The organism is Leifsonia sp. RAF41 (assembly GCF_052114085.1).
Taxonomy (GTDB): domain Bacteria; phylum Actinomycetota; class Actinomycetes; order Actinomycetales; family Microbacteriaceae; genus Leifsonia.
In genome coordinates this window covers 397,289-414,936 of the sequence record NZ_JBFREB010000001.1, presented here as the reverse complement: position 1 = coordinate 414,936, position 17,648 = coordinate 397,289, and the positions used below count along the sequence as shown (strand labels likewise).

The window sequence follows — 17,648 nt, the reverse complement described above, 5'->3', positions numbered from 1 at the left end:
TGGGGGCACCGACGCCCTCCACGACAGGAAGCGATCGAACATGACATTGACGTCAGACTCGCGACGATCGATGACGAGACGAAGGGGAAGGCCGGCACTGCTGGCCCTGCTCGGCGCCGGCGTCGTCATCGCCTCGGCGCTCATTCCCCTCCGGGCAGAAGCTGCGCCATCGACCATCTTCTACGCAGCACCCGACGGCAAAGATGCCGGGCACTGCAGCCAATCCATGCCCTGCTCCCTCGACCGCGCGCAGCACGTCCTGAAGCCGTCGATCAAGCACGGCGACGTGACCGTCCAGCTCGCGGACGGGACCTACCGCATCTCGCAGCCGCTGACCTTCGGCGCCGATGACGGCGGCGGGGAGAACACGGTCCACTGGGCGGCCGCGCCCGGCGCGCACCCCATCATCACCGGAGCATCTGCCGTCACCGGCTGGTCGAAGTCCGCCGCGGGCGCGGGCATCTGGGAGGCCCCCACCCCCAGTGGACTCGACACCCGGCAGCTGTACGTGAACGGGACGATCGCACCACGCGCAGCCATCCGCCTGGCCAACGCCGACGTCACCCCCACCGCCACCGGCCTCGCGATCAACAACCCGGCGCTCGGTTACCTCGCCGGGCTTCCCGATCAGGGGCGCATCGAGTTCGAGTCCCTCGGCGACTTCACCAACCGCTACTCCCCGGTGCAGAGCATCAGCCCGACCGCGATCACGATGGCGCAGCCGGCCTGGGACAACAACACCTGGGGCTGGGACACCGTCCAAAGGTCGTTCCTCGCCGGTCCGAGCTGGTACCTCGACAACTCGCTGGCCTTCCTCACCCAGACGAACCAGTGGTACATCGACCCGCAGGGCGGAAAGCTGTACTACAAGCCCGGCGACGGAGTGGACCCCAACACGCTGGACGTGGAGCTGCCTCGCCTGCAGTCGCTGATCAGCATCGGCGGCACCTACGACAAGCCGGTCAGCGGACTGTCGTTCGAGGGCATCCAGTTCTCGGGCACCTCCTGGCTCGGCCCGTCCACCGACGGCTACGCCGACCAGCAGAACGGTCTCTTCCTGAAGGGTGCGTACGACTACCGGCCGGCCGACGCGTTCACCAGCTGCTCCCGCGGCTGCGAGCAGTTCGAGCGCGCACGCACCAGCTGGTTCCAGGAGCCGGCGGCGGTGCAGGTCTCGGCCGCGAGCCACGTCTCGTTCACGGGCAACACCTTCACGAACCTGGGTTCGTCGGCGCTCGGTATCGGCAACGACTCCAACGCGATGGTGACAGGCGTCGGCTACGGCGCGAGCACCATCCAGGTCGTCGGCAACCGATTCCTGGAGGACAGCGGACACGGCGTGGCGGTCGGCGGAGTGCTGCCGGACGCGCACCACCCGAGCGATCCGAGGATGACCAACCAGGACATCACGATCCAGGACAACACGATCGATCACGTGTCGGTGGACTACAAGGACAACAGCGGCATCCTCAGCACCTACGTAACGCGGGCGCAGATCCTCCACAACGAGGTGTCCAACGTGCCCTACGACGGAATCGACACCGGCTACGGCTGGGGAATCAACGATGCAGGCGGCTCGAACGACTACGTCGATCGCGGCTACTACAAGTGGAACACGCTGTACACGACGCCCACCACGCTGAAGGACAACAAAGTCGAAGGCAACCTGGTGCACAACACCAAGGCGCGCTTCGCCGACGGCGGCTCGGTGTACAACCTGTCCGCCAGCCCCGGATCGGTCGTCGACAAGAACTACCTGTTCAACATCTCCGGCGTCGGTCTGTACCTCGACGAAGGATCCCGCTCGATGCTCTACGAGAACAACGTGGTCCAGGGCGGATCCTTCGTGTTCACCAACGCCGGAAGCCTCCGCAACAACACCAGTGACAACACCATCCAGAACAACTGGTACAACTCCGGTGGCATCTCGGCGCCGAACGCGGCATTCCACAACAACAAGCTGATCAACAACGTCAAGGTCACCGGCACCAACTGGCCCGCCGGCGCCCAAGACGTGATCTGCGCGGCCGGAGTCGCTCCGCAGTACCGGACATCGCTCAACGCCAACCAGTTCGGATTCACCGGCTGCCCCGTCCCGGCACCGGTGACGAACGGCTACAGCACCACCGGCGTTTCCGCGGCGAGCTCGTACTTCGGCCAGGCGGGCGGAGCCTTCGGCATCGCTGCGGCCGGGGCGGACGTCTGGGGAGCTGGCGGTCAGCACTCCGACCAGTTCGGTGCCATCTACCGGGCCGGCTCGTTCGGGGCGGCGTCGAGCGTCTCGTCGCGCGTCGTCTCGGTGAACGACTCCAACTCCTCGGCGAAGTCCGGTGTGATGGTCCGCAACGACATCACGAAGGCGGGCGCTTCCGCCGGCTACGCCGTGGTGGCGGTCACCGCTCGCAACGGTGTCGTCTTCGAGTGGGACTCGAACGGCGACGGGTACCTGGACTCGGAGGCGAAGGCCGCCGTGGATGTGTTCCGTCCGATCTGGGTTCAGCTGACGCGCGCAGGCTCGTCGTTCACGGCGTCGTACTCGTACGACGGCGCGAACTACGTGCCGATCGGCTCGCCCGTCACGCTGGCGTCGGCCGCGGCCACGCAGGATGCGGGGATCTTCTCGACCTCGCATGACGTGACCCAGTCGGCGATCAACCAGTTCGACTCGGTGTCCATCCGCCCGTAGCGCGGAGAAGACGCGTGGGGGCGACGGCACGTCCGTCGCCCCCATCACCGTGTCCGGGTGGTGATCGTCCAACCCGGCGGCCGAGGTCGACTAGATTGCGTGTCGTGAAGATACCGACGCCGCTGCTTCTCGGCCCCAACCAGCCCCTCGACCGGCCCTACCGGGGAGGCGCGGGAATCGCTCGCTTTCGCGGCACCACCCAGCCCAGCCCGTTCACGCCGGAGGATTTCGTCGCGTCCACCACCGAGGTCTTCGCGGGCGGCGGCGTCGGGCTGACCGTCCTGCCCGACGGCCGGACGCTGCGGGACGCTGTCGCCGCCGACCCCGAGGCCTTCCTCGGCGCGGCGCACGTCGCTCGCTTCGGCACACGCACGATGCTGCTGGTGAAGCTTCTCGATACCGCCGAGCGGCTCTTCGTGCACTATCACCCGGACGACGCTTTCGCCGCCTCACACCTGGGCAGCCCGCTCGGTAAGACGGAGGCATGGGCCGTGATCGACGCTGAACCCGCGGCCTACGCAGCCCTCGGTTTCCAACGTCCCGTCTCCGAGACGGAGGTGCACGCCTGGTGGGACGGACAGGATGCCGACGCGATGCTGGCCGCCATGAACCGCGTGCCTCTCGCCGCGGGCGACACACTTCTCGTGCCCGCCGGCCTCGCCCATGCCATCGGCCCTGGCGTCACGCTCGTGGAGCTGCAGCAGCCGACCGACCTGTCCGTCCTTCTGGAGCGCCGCACCCTCTCCGAGCGGGACGCCCTGCTGGGACTCGACCTGGGCGTGGCCATCGACGGCTTGACGCGTGAGGTCACGCCGGAGGACCGCATCCAGTCACTCCGCGGCGGGCGCGGGACGGAGACGTTGTTTCCGGCCGATGCCGACCCGTACTTCAGCGCCGAACGCATCCGCGTCTCCGGAACGCGCGAGCTCGAGCCGTCGTTCTCCGTTCTCATCGTGCTGGACGGAACGGGAACGCTCGAGACCGCGAAGCAGTCGATCTCCTTGAGTCGAGGCGCCACGGTGCTCACGGCTCACGGGGACGGTCCGCTCGCCCTGAGCGGCGAGCTCGACCTGATCCGGTGCCGCCCGCCGCACTGAACCAGGCCCGAGGCGTGTCGGTGGCTGTGGTTACGCTGGGGCCGTGACCAGCCCGTGCGCGCTCTGCGGCGCTCCCGCGCATCCCGGGGCGCCGGTCGCGCTGTGCCTCGCCCATGTGCTGGAGGCCCACGACTGGGTGGACGGCGAATTCGGGGTCACCGACGTTCTGCCGTTCCCGTGCGCATTCTGCGGATCGCGGCTCGGCGTCCACTACCCCTCGGGCTGGCTCTGCGCGGTCTGCGAGTGGCGCGTCGGCGATACTCCGCCGGCTGACGCTGTGGCGACCCGCGTCGATGTCGTCTACTACCTGCGCTACCGCGACCGCATCAAGATCGGCACCACGGCGAACCCGGTGCAGCGTTTCGCTAGCCTCCCGCACGACGAAGTGCTCGCGTTCGAGCGAGGCGACCGGACGCTGGAGCACGTTCGGCACGTCGAGTTCGCGCACCTGCGCATCCCCGGCACCGAGTGGTTCGAGACGGATCCGGCGCTGCTGAGCCGCGTGGAGCGACTCCGGGAGGCGGCACCCGACCCGTGGGCGCTGCTCGCGCGCTGGCGCAGCGAGGCGGCGGCCCTCCGCGGGTGAGCGCGACTCGACGGGCGACGAGGGGTCCGCGCCACCGCGGAAACGGAGGGAGACCGCTCCCGATGCGCCGCCACACAGTGGGAAAGGAGGAGAAGCCCGGAAGGCGAGATCGGATCTCCTCCCGTTACGACACGGCGGCCGCAACCTCCTGAGAATCGAAGGTTGCGGCCACCGTGAGGATCCGGCGACGAGTCGTCACGCCACTTCGAGGCGCTCCCGCGTACGGGGGTCTTCTGCTTCGTCGGGGAGTCCGCCGTCGAACTTCGCAGCCAGGCGCGCCATGTCGGCGGCCTCCTGGTCGATCGGTCCGCGAGCAGGGTGACCGGCGCATCCACCACCGCGGAATCGACGAGCCGTTCGGCCTCGCGCTCAGCCGCCCTGCGCGCGGCCCGCATGATGACCGTGGCCACCACGGTCACCACACCCGCGGCGAGCGCCAGCACGCCGGCCGTCGCGAACCCTTCGGTGTACCCGCGCTCGGCCGGAAGTCCGTCCGGCGCGATGGCCCCGGTGACGAGCGCGGTCATCACGGCCGCACCCACGGCCGAGCCGACCGTGCGCAGGTTGGCGTTCATGCCACTCGCGATTCCGGTCTGCGTGGGCGGAACGCTCTGCACGACCACGCTGGTGATCGCGGCGTAGATCAGGCCGAGGCCGATCCCGAACACACCCGCGCTGACCGCGACCGCGATGAGAGAGCCGTGCATGAATGCAAGCGACAGGCTCGCCGCGCCCATGACGGCCGCCGAGACGACGATCTGCGCACGGAAGCCGACCCAGCGGGCGAGCGGGCCGCTGAGGAACCCGGTCACGGCCATGGTGACGAGCATCGGGAGCATCAGCATCCCCGAGCCGGCGACGGATGCGCCCAGCCCGTATCCCGTCGACGTCGGCGTCTGCACGAACCGCGGGAAGAAGGCGAACACGGCGAACATCGAGGCGCCGATGAAGACGGCGGCCGCGTTCATCGACCAGACGCCGGGCTCACGCATGAGTCGCATGTCGACGAGGGGATGCCGAGAGCGGAGCTCCACGATCACCCACGCGGCGAGGAGCACGGCGGCCAGGGCGAGGAGCCCGATCACCGCGGGCGACGACCATCCCCACTGCGCGCCTGTGCTGAGCGGAAGGAGCAGAGCGATGAGCCAGCCGGAGAGCAGCACCGCCGCCCAGGGGTTCACCCCGCCGGTCGCGCGGGTCGGCGACTCGGGGATGAAGATGAGCGCCAGGACGGCTGCGGTCACGGTCAGCGCGACCGGCAGCAGGAATAGTCCACGCCAGCTGAGGGCGGCGGCGAGGGGCCCGGCGAGCACCGTGCCCAGGCCACTGCCGATGGCGATGATGGAGGCGATCGCGCCGATCGCCGAGGGGAGACGGCGGGCCGGGAACTCGTCCCGGATGATGCCGAAGGCGAGCGGGAACATGGCGCCGCCGAGGCCCTGGATGACACGGCCGGCGATCACGACGCCGATCGTGGGGGCGACGGCGGCGACGACGCTGCCGAGAGCGACGGCGAGGAGGGCGAGCACCAGGATGCGGCGCTTGCCGACCAGGTCGCCGACGCGGCCGAGCAGCGGCGTGGCGACCGCTGCGGCGATCAGCCAGGCGGTCATGGTCCAGGTGACGCCGGCCGTGGTGGTGTGCAGGTCGGACTGGATGACGGGGAGGACGGGGACGACGAGCGACTGGAGGGTCGCGAAGGAGCCGACGCTGAGCGCCAGGATGGCGAAGGTCAGTCCGGGGTGGGATCGAGACATTGTCGGGACTTTTCCGTTTCTCGAGGTGAGGCCCGAAAAGGGCTAGAATGGAGGGAGGCTCCGTTCGGAGGGTTCCTCCGGTTATGTGTTCTACAGTACCGGAGGGTGCCTCCGTTTCGCAAGCCCCTCTCCCGTCGCACCCGAAAGGACCGTGGCCGTGACCGGCACAGATACCCCGACCCTCGGCGTGGCGCGCCCGCAGCGGGCGGACGCCCGCCGCAACTTCGACGCCCTGCTGACGGCGGCGCGCGAAGCGTTCGCCGAACAGGGGCCGGGAGCGCCGCTCGAAGACATCGCACGGCGAGCCGGAGTCGGCATCGGGACGCTGTACCGCAACTTCCCGACGCGAGACGCGCTGGTGGAGGCGGTCTACATCGACGAGGTCGCCGCCGTCGTGCGCGCGGCCGACGAGGCCGGGACGCTGGAGCCCTGGGAGGCCATGGAGGCTTGGTTGCGACGCTTCGTGACGTACGTCGGCACCAAGCGGGCGCTCATCGACGGGCTCAACAAGGACTCCCCCGTGCTGCTCAGCTGCCGCACGTCGCTCTACGACGCCGGGGAGCCGCTCCTCCGGCGCGCACAGGCGGCCGGCGAGCTGCGCGACGACGCGACGATTGGCGACGTGATCCGCATGGTCTCCGGTATTGCGGGAGTCGCCTTCGACGACGACGCCCAGCGTGACAGGGTCATCGCCATGGCCGTGGACGGCCTGCGCTCCCGGTGACCGCGGCCGGGCCCTCCCCGTACGCTTAGGAGATGGAGCTCGGCGTCTATGCGGTGATCGCGGTCGCGGTCATCGTCGGCGTGGCCGCCTTCGCGCGGAAGCTCGGCGTAGCGGCGCCGATCATCCTGGTCATCGTCGGTGTCGTGCTGTCGTTCCTCCCCGGTGTGCCCGAGATCGAGGTGCCGCCGGAGATCATCCTCGACGGGCTGCTCCCGCCGATCCTCTACGCGGCGGCGATCAGCGTGCCGCTGACCGACTTCCGCCGCAACCTCGCACCGATCGCCGGACTGTCCATCGTGCTGGTCGTCATCACGGCCTTCGCGTCCGGGTTCGTGCTGTTCACGATGCTGCCGGATCTGAGCCTCGCGGCCGCAGTCGCCCTCGGTGCGATCATCAGCCCGCCGGACGCTGTCGCGGCCACATCCATCGGCCGCAAGCTCGGTCTGCCCCCGCGCCTGCTGACCGTGCTCGAAGGCGAGGGTCTCGTCAATGACGCGACTGCCCTGGTGCTGCTGCGGACGGCGATCGCCGCCGCACTGGGAGGACTGACGACCCCGTGGGCGGGGGTGGTCGACTTCCTCAGCGCCGTCGTCATCGCCGCGGTCATCGGACTGGTGGTCGGGTTCGTCTCCGTGTGGGTGCGCTCCAAGCTCAACGATCCGGTGCTCGACACCGCCCTGTCGGTGGTCGTGCCGTTCGCCGCGTTCGCGCCGACGGAGGCGCTGCACGGCTCAGGCGTTCTCGCCGTCGTCATCGCCGGCCTGTACACGGGCCACGCCGCACCGCAGCAGTTCAGCGCACAGGCGCGCATCAGCGACGCCATCAACTGGCGCACCATCCAGTTCCTGCTCGAGAACGGCGTCTTCCTCCTGATCGGCTTGGAGCTGCGGACACTCGTGGGCGACGTCCAGAACCCTGAGGTGCTCAGCGTCTGGAACGCGATCGGCATCGGACTCATCGCGGTGGTCTCGCTCATCGTCATCCGGTTCGTCCTGATCGTTCCGCTCATCCTCGGCCTTCGAAGACGCGCGGAGCGCGCCGAGCGCTCCGTCCTCCGCGAGTGGCTGATGATCAGCTACTTCCGCGACCATCCGGTCCGGTACCGCTGGCAGTCGCTGCGCAAACAGCGGGCGGAGCAGCGCTATCTGCGACATCGCACGGACCTCGAGGAGTACCGCCAGGAGGCGATCGACTGGAAGGGCGGGGTCGTCCTCGGCTGGGCCGGGATGCGCGGCGTCGTCACGCTCGCCGCGGCGCAGTCCCTGCCGGCGGGCATCCCGTACCGCCCACAGCTCATCCTGATCGCGTTCACCGTCGCCTTCGTGAGCATCGTCGTCCAGGGCGGCACGCTGCCCGGACTCATCCGCCTCCTCGGACTGCAGGGAGCCGACGCCGGCGAGGATCGGCGACTCCTCGCGCAGCTGCTCGACGACCTGAGCGAGGCGGGGCTCGCGGTCCTCGACGATCCGGAGACGGCGGCCAGCACCACGGCCCCGATCGACCCCGAAGTGGTGGAGCGGGTGCGGCAGTCGTCGTATCTGCGCGCCGAGTCCGCGTGGGAGCGGACGCTGCGGAGCGACTCCGAGGACGGCCGGCCGCACCACCTCTACCGGACCCTCCGGCTCGCGGTCGTCGACGCCGAGCGGACGCGTCTGCTCCTGGAGCGCGCCCGCGGCGCCTACCCGTCGCGGGTGCTCACCGAGGCGCAATCGCTGCTCGACCTGGAGGAGACGCGCCTGCGCTCGCGCGCGCGCTGAGCACTGACAGCTGATCCCGACGAGCGGAAAGCCGATCGATCATGACGTCTCGTCGTCATAAAGGGGCATACCGACTCGTCTACATCAGTGAGGCTCCGCACGGGCGGGCTGCAGAAGGGAATCATGGAACTCACGGTGATTCGCGCTACCGACCGGCGCCGGATGGTGGTGTCGGTCGATGCCCGCAGCGAGACGGAAGCGCTGCGCACGATTCAGAACGCGGTCGGCCCGGTCACCCTCGACCCGGAACAGGTGGTGGTCCGCGGCGGGCGCTCCGGCATTGCGGAGCGCCACGCCCGGGGTGCGGGCTATTTTTAGTTATTCAAAACACGCGACTAAGGTCGAAGGATGGACACGGCACGGCTCGAAAGCGCGCTGCGGGAAGCCGGCCTCCGGGCGACGCGAGGGCGGGTGGCGGTGCTCCAAGCACTCGCCGATCGGCCCCACGCGGACGCTGAGGCCGTCTTCCGGGCGCTGCTCCCGAACCTGCCGGCCACGTCCATCCAGAACGTGCACAACGTGCTCGGCGACCTGACGGACGCCGGGCTGCTGCGGAGGATCGAGCCGGCCGGTTCGGCGGCGCTCTACGAGCGGCGGATCGGCGACAACCACCACCATGTGGTCTGCAACTCATGCGGAGCGGTGGCTGACATCGACTGCGTCGTGGGCCACGCGCCCTGCCTGCATCCCTCCGAGGCAGCGGGTTACGCGATCGACACCGCCGAGGTCACCTTCTGGGGCGTGTGCCCGTCCTGTCAGGAGCGCGCCGCGCGCGCTCTGCACATCTGAACGCTCGCACGTCCGAGCGCTCGACAACACCGAGGAGAACCATGTCGGATGACTACACCACCACCCAGACCGGGACGCCGGTCGCCAGCGACGCGCACTCGCTGACGGCCGGACGCGACGGCGCGACAGCGCTGCACGACCGCTACCTCGTCGAGAAGCTCGCCCAGTTCAACCGGGAACGCATTCCCGAGCGCATCGTCCACGCGAAGGGCGGCGGCGCGTTCGGCGAGTTCGTCGTGACTGGCGATGTCAGCGCCTACACGAAGGCGGCGGTCTTCCAGCCCGGCACCACCACCCGCACCCTCCAGCGCTTCTCGTCAGTGGCCGGTGAGCAGGGCTCCCCCGACACCTGGCGCGATGTCCGCGGATTCTCGGTGAAGTTCTACACGACCGAGGGCAACTACGACATCGTGGGCAACAACACCCCCGTCTTCTTCATCCGCGACGGCATCAAGTTCCCCGACTTCATCCACTCGCAGAAGCGCCTGCCGGGTTCCGGTCTCCGCGACGCCGACATGCAGTGGGACTTCTGGACACTCTCCCCCGAGTCGGCGCACCAGGTCACCTACCTGATGGGCGATCGCGGGCTCCCCCGCTCGTGGCGCACCATGCCGGGCTACGGTTCGCACACGTACCAGTGGATCAACGCGGCCGGCGAGCGCTTCTGGGTGAAGTACCACTTCCACTCGCTGCAGGGCAACGACGAGATCACCGGCGTCGAGGCCGAGCAACTCGCCGGCGCCGACGCGGACTACTACCGCCGCGATCTGTACGAGGCGATCGAGCGCGGCGACCACCCCGCATGGCGCGTCTCCGTCCAGGTGATGCCGTACGAGGACGCCAAGTCGTACCGGTTCAACCCGTTCGACCTCACCAAGGTGTGGCCTCACGGCGACTACCCGCTGATCGAGGTCGGCATCCACACGCTCGACCGCAACCCGGAGAACTTCTTCGCCGAGATCGAGCAGGCGGCCTTCTCCCCGGCGAACACCGTTCCGGGCATCGACATCAGCCCCGACAAGATGCTGATGGCGCGCGTCTTCTCGTACCCGGATGCGCAGCGCTACCGGGTGGGCACCAACTACAACGAGCTCCCGGTCAATCGCCCGGTGGCCCCGGTGCACAACTACTCGCAGGACGGAGCGGCGCGTCACGGTTTCAAGCCCGCCGACGCGCCGGTCTACGCGCCGAACTCGTTCGGCGGACCGGCTGCCCAGCCGGAGCGCGCGGGTGACGGTTCCTGGGAGTCCGACGGTGCCCTCGTGCGGTCGGCGGCCACGTTGCACTCCGAGGACGACGACTTCGGCCAGGCGGGGACCCTTTATCGCGAGGTGTACGACGCCGAGGCGAAGGAGCGCTTCCTCGACACGATCGCGGGTGCTGTCAGCGGTGTGAAACGAGAGGACATCCGGGAGCGTGCCATCCAGTACTGGACGAACGTCGACGCGACCCTCGGCCGCCTCCTGCGCGACCGCCTGGCGTCGCCCACCGAGACCCCGAACGAGTCCGCCGAGTACGTCGGCGTCGCCGAGTAGGAACTCTGGTCGCGAGTGGTGAGTTGATGCGCGAATGTCGTCCGAGTTGCGACATCCACTCACCACTCGCGGTGGCGAGCTAGAGCGTGGCCTCGATGGTTCGGTCGTACACCGTGGTGCCGCCGACGCGGATGCGTCCGTCGCCGAGCGGCTCGGTCAGCAGGTCGGAGCCCTCCCCCTGCCGGATCCCGAGCGGACGTCCAAGCCGAGCGGTCAGGGCGACCGCGGCGGCGCCTGTCGCCTCATCCTCGATGATGCCCATCTCCGGGGCGAACATGCGCGATCGGATGCTGCCGGCCTCCTCGTCGATCCACGCGTAGGCGTAGTGCTGGCCCGAAGAGAAAGAGAAGGGGTCGAGCGCCTCCACCTCGGCGGGCGACTCCAGCTGCAGCCACTCGAACTCGGGGGCCCACTCAGCGCGGGCCGTGATCCAGGCGCTGTCGTCGTCCACCGACACCTCGACATCCCCGGCGGCCTCGCGCAGCACGTCGACGGGCGTCCGCCGGTCGGACAGCCACCACGCCGTCCCGACGCTCGGGTGCCCGGCGAAGGGCAACTCCTTCGCCGGCGTGAAGATGCGGATGCTCGCCGCGCGCCCGGCCTCATCCACCCCGTCGACGAATACGGTCTCACTGAAGCCGAGGGCGGTCGCGATCTCTTGTTCGCGCTTGGCCGTCGTGGCGGAGCTGGTCACGATGCCGAGCTCGTTGCCGTTCCTTCCGCTCTCGTCGGTGAACACGCGAACGACGACTACCTCGATGGTCTCATCCATCTGCTCAGCCTGGCAGAACCCATCGCCGCCGTTAACCCTCGGGGTGCATAATCACGGCATGACGATTGACGACCGCCAGACCGACGAAGAGGACATCGCCGTCGAGCACGCCGCTGAGCGGCTGGCCGAACGCTACCCAGAGGTGCCCCGGCAACGGATCGACGAGCTCGTCGAGAAGCACTACGAGCAGTTCGACGGGGCTCCCGTGCGCGACTTCGTGCCGGTCCTGATCGAGCACGATGTCAAGCAGGTGCTGAACGCGGAAGAGCACGCCGACTGATCTTCAGCGGCGCGCTCTTCTGCGTATCCCTCAGTGGGCTCCCGGTCAGCCCGGGATCAGCGTGTACTTGGTGCTCAGGTACTCGTGGATGCCCTCGAGGCCACCCTCGCGGCCGAGGCCCGACTGCTTGACGCCGCCGAACGGTGCGGCCGCGTTCGAGACGAGCCCGGTATTCAGCCCCATCATGCCGGTGTCGACACGGTCGATCATCCGCTGACCACGGGCCAGGTCCTGGGTGAAGACGTAGCCGACCAGCCCGTATTCGGTGGAGTTGGCAGCGGCGACGGCCTCATCCTCGGTCGAGAACGTCGTCATCGCCAGGATCGGGCCGAAGATCTCCTCACGGAGGATGTCGCTGCCGGGCTGCACATCCACGATCACGGTGGGCTCGAAGAAGAATCCGTCGCCCTCCGGTGCGGTGCCGCCGGTCAGCACCCGGGCGCCCCGGTCGACGGCGTCCGTCACCAGCGCCGTCATGGATGCGACGGCCCGGTCGTCGATCAGCGGCCCGATGGTCACCCCGTCGTCGGTGCCGCGGCCCACCTGGAACGCCTGCACCTTCTCGGTGACCCGGCGCGCGAACTCCTCGGCGACGGACTCGTGCACGATGAACCGGTTGGCCGCGGTGCACGCCTGCCCGATGTTCCGGAACTTGGCGAGCATCGCGCCTTCCACCGCCTTGTCCAGGTCGGCGTCCTCGAAGACCACGAACGGCGCGTTGCCGCCGAGCTCCATCGAGGTGCGGAGAACGTTCTGCCCGGCTTGGGCCAGCAGGGAGCGTCCGACCGGGGTAGACCCGGTGAACGACAGCTTACGGAGGCGCGGGTCAGCGATGATCGGCTCGGAGACCGTGCGGGCGGTGCTGGTCGGGATGACGTTCACCACCCCATCCGGAACGCCCGCGTCGGCGAGCAGCTGCGCGAAGAGCAGCGTCGTCAGCGGGGTCAGCTCGGCCGGCTTCACGACGACCGTGCAGCCCGCGGCGAGTGCCGGAGCGATCTTGCGGGTGGCCATCGCGAGGGGGAAGTTCCAGGGCGTGATCAGGTAGCACGGGCCGACCGGGCGCTGCGAGACGACCATGGTGCCAGTCCCCTCCGGGTTCTGCCCGAAGCGGCCCGAGATGCGCACCGCCTCCTCTGAGAACCAGCGGAGGAACTCGCCGCCGTAGGTGACCTCGCCGTTCGCCTCGGCGAGCGGCTTGCCCATCTCCAGGGTCATCAGCAGGGCGAAGTCGGCCCGCCGCTCCTGCAACAGGTCGAACGCGCGGCGCAGGATCTCGGCCCGCACACGCGGCGCGGTGGCGGCCCATTCGTCGGCGGCGGCGGCTGCGGCGTCGAGCGCGCGGATCCCGTCCTCCGGCGTGGCGTTGGCGATGCGCTTGATGACGCGACCGGTGGCCGGGTCCTGCACCGCGATCCGCTCGCGCGTGCCGGCCTCCCAGCGACCGCCGATGAAGAGCCCGTCCGGGATGCGGGCGAGCAGGTCGGTCTCGCGGGTCGACAGCTCGGTGGTGGTGTCGGTGATGGTCATGCGCCCGCCACCGCCTCCGCGACGACGTCGAGGCCCTCGATCAGGAGGTGATCCGGGATGCTCAGCGGCGGCAGGAAGCGGATGACGTTCCCGTAGGTGCCGCAGGTGAGCAGGATGACGCCTGCGGCGTGGGCGGCGGCGGCAACCTTCGACGTGAGCGCGGCGTCCGGCTCGCCGGTCACCGGGTCGACGAGCTCGATGGCCACCATGGCACCGCGTCCGCGGACCTCGGCCACACGGGCGTCAGCGTCGCGGAGGGCGCCCAGCTTCTCGAACAGGATGTCGCCGATCTGGCGGGCGCGCGCCGCGAGGTCCTCGGTCTCGTAGGTCTCGATCGCGGCGAGCGCGGCGACGCAGGCGAGCGGGTTGCCGCCGTAGGTTCCACCCAGGCCGCCCACCTGCGGGGCGTCCAGGATCTCGGCGCGGCCGGTCACTGCCGACAGCGGGAGGCCGCCGGCGATTCCCTTCGCGGTGACGATCAGGTCCGGGACGATGCCGAACTGCTCGGAGGCGAACATGGTGCCGGTGCGGGCGAACCCGGTCTGCACCTCGTCCGCGATGAAGACGACTCCGTTCGCGTTCGCCCACGTCTGGAGCGCGGGGAGGAAGCCCTCGGCTGGGACGATGAAGCCGCCCTCCCCCTGGATCGGCTCGATGATGAGCGCCGCCAGGTTGGCAGCTCCGATCTGCTTCTCGATCATGGAGATGGCGCGCTTCGCCGACTCGGCGCCCGACAGGCCACCGTCACGCAGCGGGTAGCTGAGCGGGGCGCGGTAGATCTCCGGGGCGAACGGCCCGAAGCCGTTCTTGTACGGCTGGTTCTTGGCGGTCAGGCCCATCGTCAGGTTGGTGCGGCCGTGATAGGCGTGGTCGAAGGCGACGACGGCCTGCTTGCCGGTGTAGTGGCGGGCGATCTTGACCGCGTTCTCGACGGCCTCCGCGCCCGAGTTGAACAGGGCGCTCCGCTTGGCGAAGTCTCCAGGGGTAAGGCGGTTGAGCGCCTCGGCGACGTCCACGTAGGAGTCGTACGGGGCGATCGTGAAGCAGGTGTGGGTGAACGCTGCGACCTGCGCGGTGACGGCGTCGACGACGCGCGGGGCGGAGTTGCCCACGCCGGTGACGGCGATGCCGGAGCCCAGGTCGATGAGCGAGTTGCCGTCCACATCCACCAGCACACCGCCACCCGCCGCGACGGTGTAGACGGGGATGGTGGTGCCGACACCGGCAGCGACGGCCTGCGCCTTGCGCTCGGCGCGTTTGCGCGACTCGGGGCCGGGGATGGGGGTGACGAGCCGGCGCTCCTGCGGGAGCGAGGGTCCGCCGACAGGAGTGTCGATGGCGGTGTCGAGGATGGTCATGTCCCGAATCGTAAGAAGTCCGGACGATCCGAGTGCTGGACGCAACGTACAATCGCTGCGTCGGGGATCGACACCCTGGCAGATGGAGGCCCCATGCCCGCGACCCTGACCCAGCTCCTCGCCCGCCCGGAGCTCGGCCTGCGCCTCCTCACTCCCGCCTCGACGGGCGAGCTGGATGCTCCGCTCGCGTGGGCGCACAGTTCGGACCTGCCCGACCCGACGCCGTTCCTCGCCCCGGGCCAGGTGCTGCTCGTGACGCAGCCGCCGGAGGACCCCGAGCCGTATGTGCGCCGGCTGGTGGAGCACGGCATCGCGGCCGTGGGCTTCGGCACGGAGGTGGTGCGCGCGGGGACGCCGGCAGCGCTGGTCGACGCCTGCACCGAGCACGGACTCCCGCTCTTCGAGGTGCCGTACCGGACGCCGTTCATCGCGGTGGCACGGTTCGTCGCCGACCGCGTCGCCGCCGACGCCTACGCCCGCAGCACCTGGGCGCTCCGCGCCTCCCGGGCGATCTCGCTCGCGGCACTCCGGCCGGATGCGCTGGGAGCGGTGCTGTCGGAGCTGTCGCGCCAGATCGACCGGCCCGTCGCCCTCGTCGGGGCGGACGGCGCTGTGGCCCGGAGCCATCCGTCGGGGGCAATCGATGCTCGGGCCCGCCGCGCGCTCTCGGAGGCGGCCGACCCCTTGCTGCGCAGCGGCCGCCGGGCCGCCGGGACCGTCGGGACCGACGCCGGCCCGTTCGCCCTGCAGACCCTCGGCGCGGCCGGGCGCCTGCGCGGCGTGCTGGCCGTCGGTTCCGAGGGGCTGGATGCCGCGGCCCAGCAGGTGGTCACCGGCGTGGTCGCCCTCGCGGGCCTGGCGCTGGAGCAGTCGCGGGCGGCGGATGCGGCGAAGGCGCGCCTGCGGACCGCCGTCTGGCGTGCGCTCGTCGCGGGCGAAACCGCGGTCGCCGCCTCCATCGCGGAGCCCGTTCTGGGCCCGCTGCCGGAGGCGCCCTTTCGTATTGCCGTGCTGCACGGCTCGGCGATCGCCGCGGCCGCCGACTGGCTCGAGTCGAACGCGGACGGCTTCTTCGCCCGCGACGGCCAGGAACTCGTCGTCGCCGTCGGCGACGACGTCAGCGTCACCGCTCTCGCCGCGCGCTTCGACCTGCGTGGCGGGCTCTCGTCGAGCACAGCGCTCGATGCCCTCCCGGCGGCGGTCGCCCAGGCGCAGACCGCGGGCAACCGTGCGAGCGCGGACGACCCCGTCCCCTCGTTCGACGATGTCGCGGCGGCCGGGATGCTCGCGCTGCTGCACACTCCCGACGCCCGCGCCGTCGCCCAGACCTCGCTGCAGCCACTGGTCGCGGCCGACCCGTCCCTCCCGCACGTGCTCCGCACCTGGCTGGACGCGGACGGCGTGTACGACGTGGCCGCACGTCAGCTCGGGATGCACCGGCACACGCTGCGCGCGCGTGTCGCCGACGCCGAGCGCGTGCTCGGCCGCGACCTCACGTCGTTCGCCGCCCGCGCCGACCTCTACGCGGCCCTCCGCGCGTCCGCCTAGCCCCCTCCCCCACCATCGAGTCCGCAAAGACTGCACGTTTTCGGGCCCAATAGCGTGCAGTCTTCGCGGACTCGGTGGAGGGACCGCTCGACGGCTGGGCGGCGGGTCGAGGAGAATGGGCGGATGAGCACACCGATCTCCGGAACCCACTTCGGCCTCACGGCGGGCGACTACCACGCGACCATCGCGTCGGTGGGCGCGAGCCTGCGGACTCTCGAGTTCGACGGACGACCGCTGGTCGTCCCGTTCGACGCCGACGAGGTGCGGCCCGCGTTCCGCGGCGCGACCCTCGCGCCCTGGCCGAACCGGGTGGTCGACGGTCGCTACACCTTCGAGGGCGAGGAGCAGCAGCTCCCCCTCACCGAGCCGAACCGCGGGCACGCGCTCCACGGCCTGGCCGCCTGGCTCGACTTCGACGCGATCGACCGCTCAGCCAGCAGCGTCACGTTCGCGGCGACGATCCAGGCCCAGGCCGGCTACCCGCACCGGGTGGATGTGACCGTCGCGTTCTCCCTCGACGAGTCCGGCCTGCACACGACAGTGACGGGCACCAACACCGGGCCGACCCGCGCGCCCTGGGGAACAGGGCCGCACCCGTATCTGGTCGCCGGTGAGGGCCGAGTGGACGACTGGACGCTGACCCTCCCCGCCGACGACGTGCTGGCCGTCACCGAGGACCGCCTGATCCCGACCGTCTTGACGGATGTCACCTCGGCCGAGGGCGGCAGCTGGGATTTCCGCACCGCGCGCCGCATCGGCGACACCTTCATCGACCACGCGTTCACCGGCCTGCAGCGCACCGCGGACGGCGTGGCCACCGTGCGCCTGACCGCCCCGGAGGGCACCGGCGTCGAGCTGGCGTGGGGCGAGGACTGCCCGTGGGTGCAGGTGCACACCGCCGACCAGCCCATCCCGGAGCTGAATCGCCTCGGTCTGGCGGTCGAGCCGATGACGTGTCCGCCCGACGCCTACAACTCGGGCACCGACCTCATCGTGCTGGAGCCCGGCGACTCGGCCTCCGCATCCTGGACCATTCGCGGCATCTGACCCGACGTCGCACCGCGGCACCGGAATGAGGATGCGCGCGGCCCTCCACGATGGGCCGCGCGCACGCCGATGCTACGGGGTCGCGCGACCGGGGCGGGCTATACGCGATGTCGAACGACCGCGAGACGGCTCGACACGGCGGCGCCCAACGCACACGGCGTCGGGATGCCGGAGGCGGGAGG

At 70.1% G+C, this 17,648-nt stretch carries 14 protein-coding genes and 1 pseudogene; 11 read left to right on the top strand and 4 right to left on the bottom strand.

All coding sequences use genetic code 11. The annotated features are described in order from the left end of the window. Positions 1-70 precede the first annotated feature (70 nt). The 3 genes from AB4Y74_RS02035 (at position 71) to AB4Y74_RS02025 (ending at position 4,369) form a co-directional block, all read left to right on the top strand. Positions 71-2,686, top strand: coding sequence for a right-handed parallel beta-helix repeat-containing protein (locus tag AB4Y74_RS02035; protein ID WP_441797455.1), 2,616 nt, complete (start codon positions 71-73; stop codon positions 2,684-2,686). A gap of 104 nt (positions 2,687-2,790) precedes the next feature. After that, on the top strand, positions 2,791-3,783 hold the full coding sequence (locus AB4Y74_RS02030; protein ID WP_441797454.1) for a class I mannose-6-phosphate isomerase: 993 nt from the start codon (positions 2,791-2,793) through the stop codon (positions 3,781-3,783). Between the two features lie 43 nt (positions 3,784-3,826). Then, positions 3,827-4,369, top strand: coding sequence for a GIY-YIG nuclease family protein (locus tag AB4Y74_RS02025; RefSeq protein WP_441797453.1), 543 nt, complete (start codon positions 3,827-3,829; stop codon positions 4,367-4,369). Between the two features lie 593 nt (positions 4,370-4,962). On the opposite strand, the pseudogene AB4Y74_RS02020 reads toward AB4Y74_RS02025, so the two are convergent. Then, a pseudogene (locus AB4Y74_RS02020) lies at positions 4,963-6,126 on the bottom strand (MFS transporter); the annotation flags it as partial. Between the two features lie 157 nt (positions 6,127-6,283). Between AB4Y74_RS02020 and AB4Y74_RS02015 the strand changes: the two are divergent. The 5 genes from AB4Y74_RS02015 (at position 6,284) to AB4Y74_RS01995 (ending at position 10,931) form a co-directional block, all read left to right on the top strand. Beyond that, positions 6,284-6,850: a TetR/AcrR family transcriptional regulator gene (locus AB4Y74_RS02015; RefSeq protein ID WP_441797452.1), complete on the top strand. Its 567-nt coding sequence runs from the start codon at positions 6,284-6,286 to the stop codon at positions 6,848-6,850. Between the two features lie 32 nt (positions 6,851-6,882). Beyond that, positions 6,883-8,607, top strand: a complete 1,725-nt coding sequence (locus tag AB4Y74_RS02010) for a cation:proton antiporter (protein WP_441797451.1) — start codon at positions 6,883-6,885, stop codon at positions 8,605-8,607. A 123-nt stretch (positions 8,608-8,730) separates the two neighbouring features. Then, positions 8,731-8,925 (top strand): hypothetical protein, encoded by a 195-nt coding sequence (locus tag AB4Y74_RS02005; RefSeq protein ID WP_441797450.1) that lies wholly within the window; start codon positions 8,731-8,733, stop codon positions 8,923-8,925. Positions 8,926-8,955: 30 nt separating this feature from the next. Then, a complete protein-coding gene (locus AB4Y74_RS02000) occupies positions 8,956-9,396 on the top strand; it encodes a Fur family transcriptional regulator (RefSeq protein WP_441797449.1) in 441 nt (146 codons plus the stop codon). A 41-nt stretch (positions 9,397-9,437) separates the two neighbouring features. Beyond that, positions 9,438-10,931, top strand: a complete 1,494-nt coding sequence (locus AB4Y74_RS01995; RefSeq protein ID WP_441797448.1) for a catalase — start codon at positions 9,438-9,440, stop codon at positions 10,929-10,931. A 79-nt stretch (positions 10,932-11,010) separates the two neighbouring features. On the opposite strand, the gene AB4Y74_RS01990 is transcribed toward AB4Y74_RS01995, so the two are convergent. After that, positions 11,011-11,703: a PhzF family phenazine biosynthesis protein gene (locus tag AB4Y74_RS01990; RefSeq protein WP_441797447.1), complete on the bottom strand. Its 693-nt coding sequence runs from the start codon at positions 11,701-11,703 to the stop codon at positions 11,011-11,013. 58 nt (positions 11,704-11,761) lie between these two features. Between AB4Y74_RS01990 and AB4Y74_RS01985 the strand changes: the two genes are divergently transcribed. Continuing rightward, complete coding sequence (locus AB4Y74_RS01985; RefSeq protein WP_441797446.1) at positions 11,762-11,983, top strand: three-helix bundle dimerization domain-containing protein; 222 nt, start codon at positions 11,762-11,764, stop codon at positions 11,981-11,983. A gap of 45 nt (positions 11,984-12,028) precedes the next feature. Here the strand turns inward: AB4Y74_RS01985 and AB4Y74_RS01980 are convergent, their stop codons facing one another. Both AB4Y74_RS01980 and gabT read right to left on the bottom strand, forming a co-directional pair. Next, positions 12,029-13,513 carry an NAD-dependent succinate-semialdehyde dehydrogenase gene (locus tag AB4Y74_RS01980; RefSeq protein WP_441797445.1) on the bottom strand — a complete coding sequence of 495 codons (1,485 nt, stop codon included), beginning with the start codon at positions 13,511-13,513 and terminating at the stop codon, positions 12,029-12,031. After that, positions 13,510-14,871, bottom strand: a complete 1,362-nt coding sequence (gabT, locus tag AB4Y74_RS01975; protein ID WP_441797444.1) for a 4-aminobutyrate--2-oxoglutarate transaminase — start codon at positions 14,869-14,871, stop codon at positions 13,510-13,512. Before gabT ends, AB4Y74_RS01980 begins: the two co-directional genes overlap by 4 nt. A 93-nt stretch (positions 14,872-14,964) precedes the next feature. Between gabT and AB4Y74_RS01970 the strand changes: the two genes are divergently transcribed. Further along, positions 14,965-16,419, top strand: coding sequence for a PucR family transcriptional regulator (locus AB4Y74_RS01970; protein WP_441797443.1), 1,455 nt, complete (start codon positions 14,965-14,967; stop codon positions 16,417-16,419). Positions 16,420-16,542: 123 nt separating this feature from the next. Next, positions 16,543-17,466, top strand: coding sequence for an aldose 1-epimerase family protein (locus tag AB4Y74_RS01965; RefSeq protein ID WP_441797442.1), 924 nt, complete (start codon positions 16,543-16,545; stop codon positions 17,464-17,466). Positions 17,467-17,648: the final 182 nt, after the last annotated feature.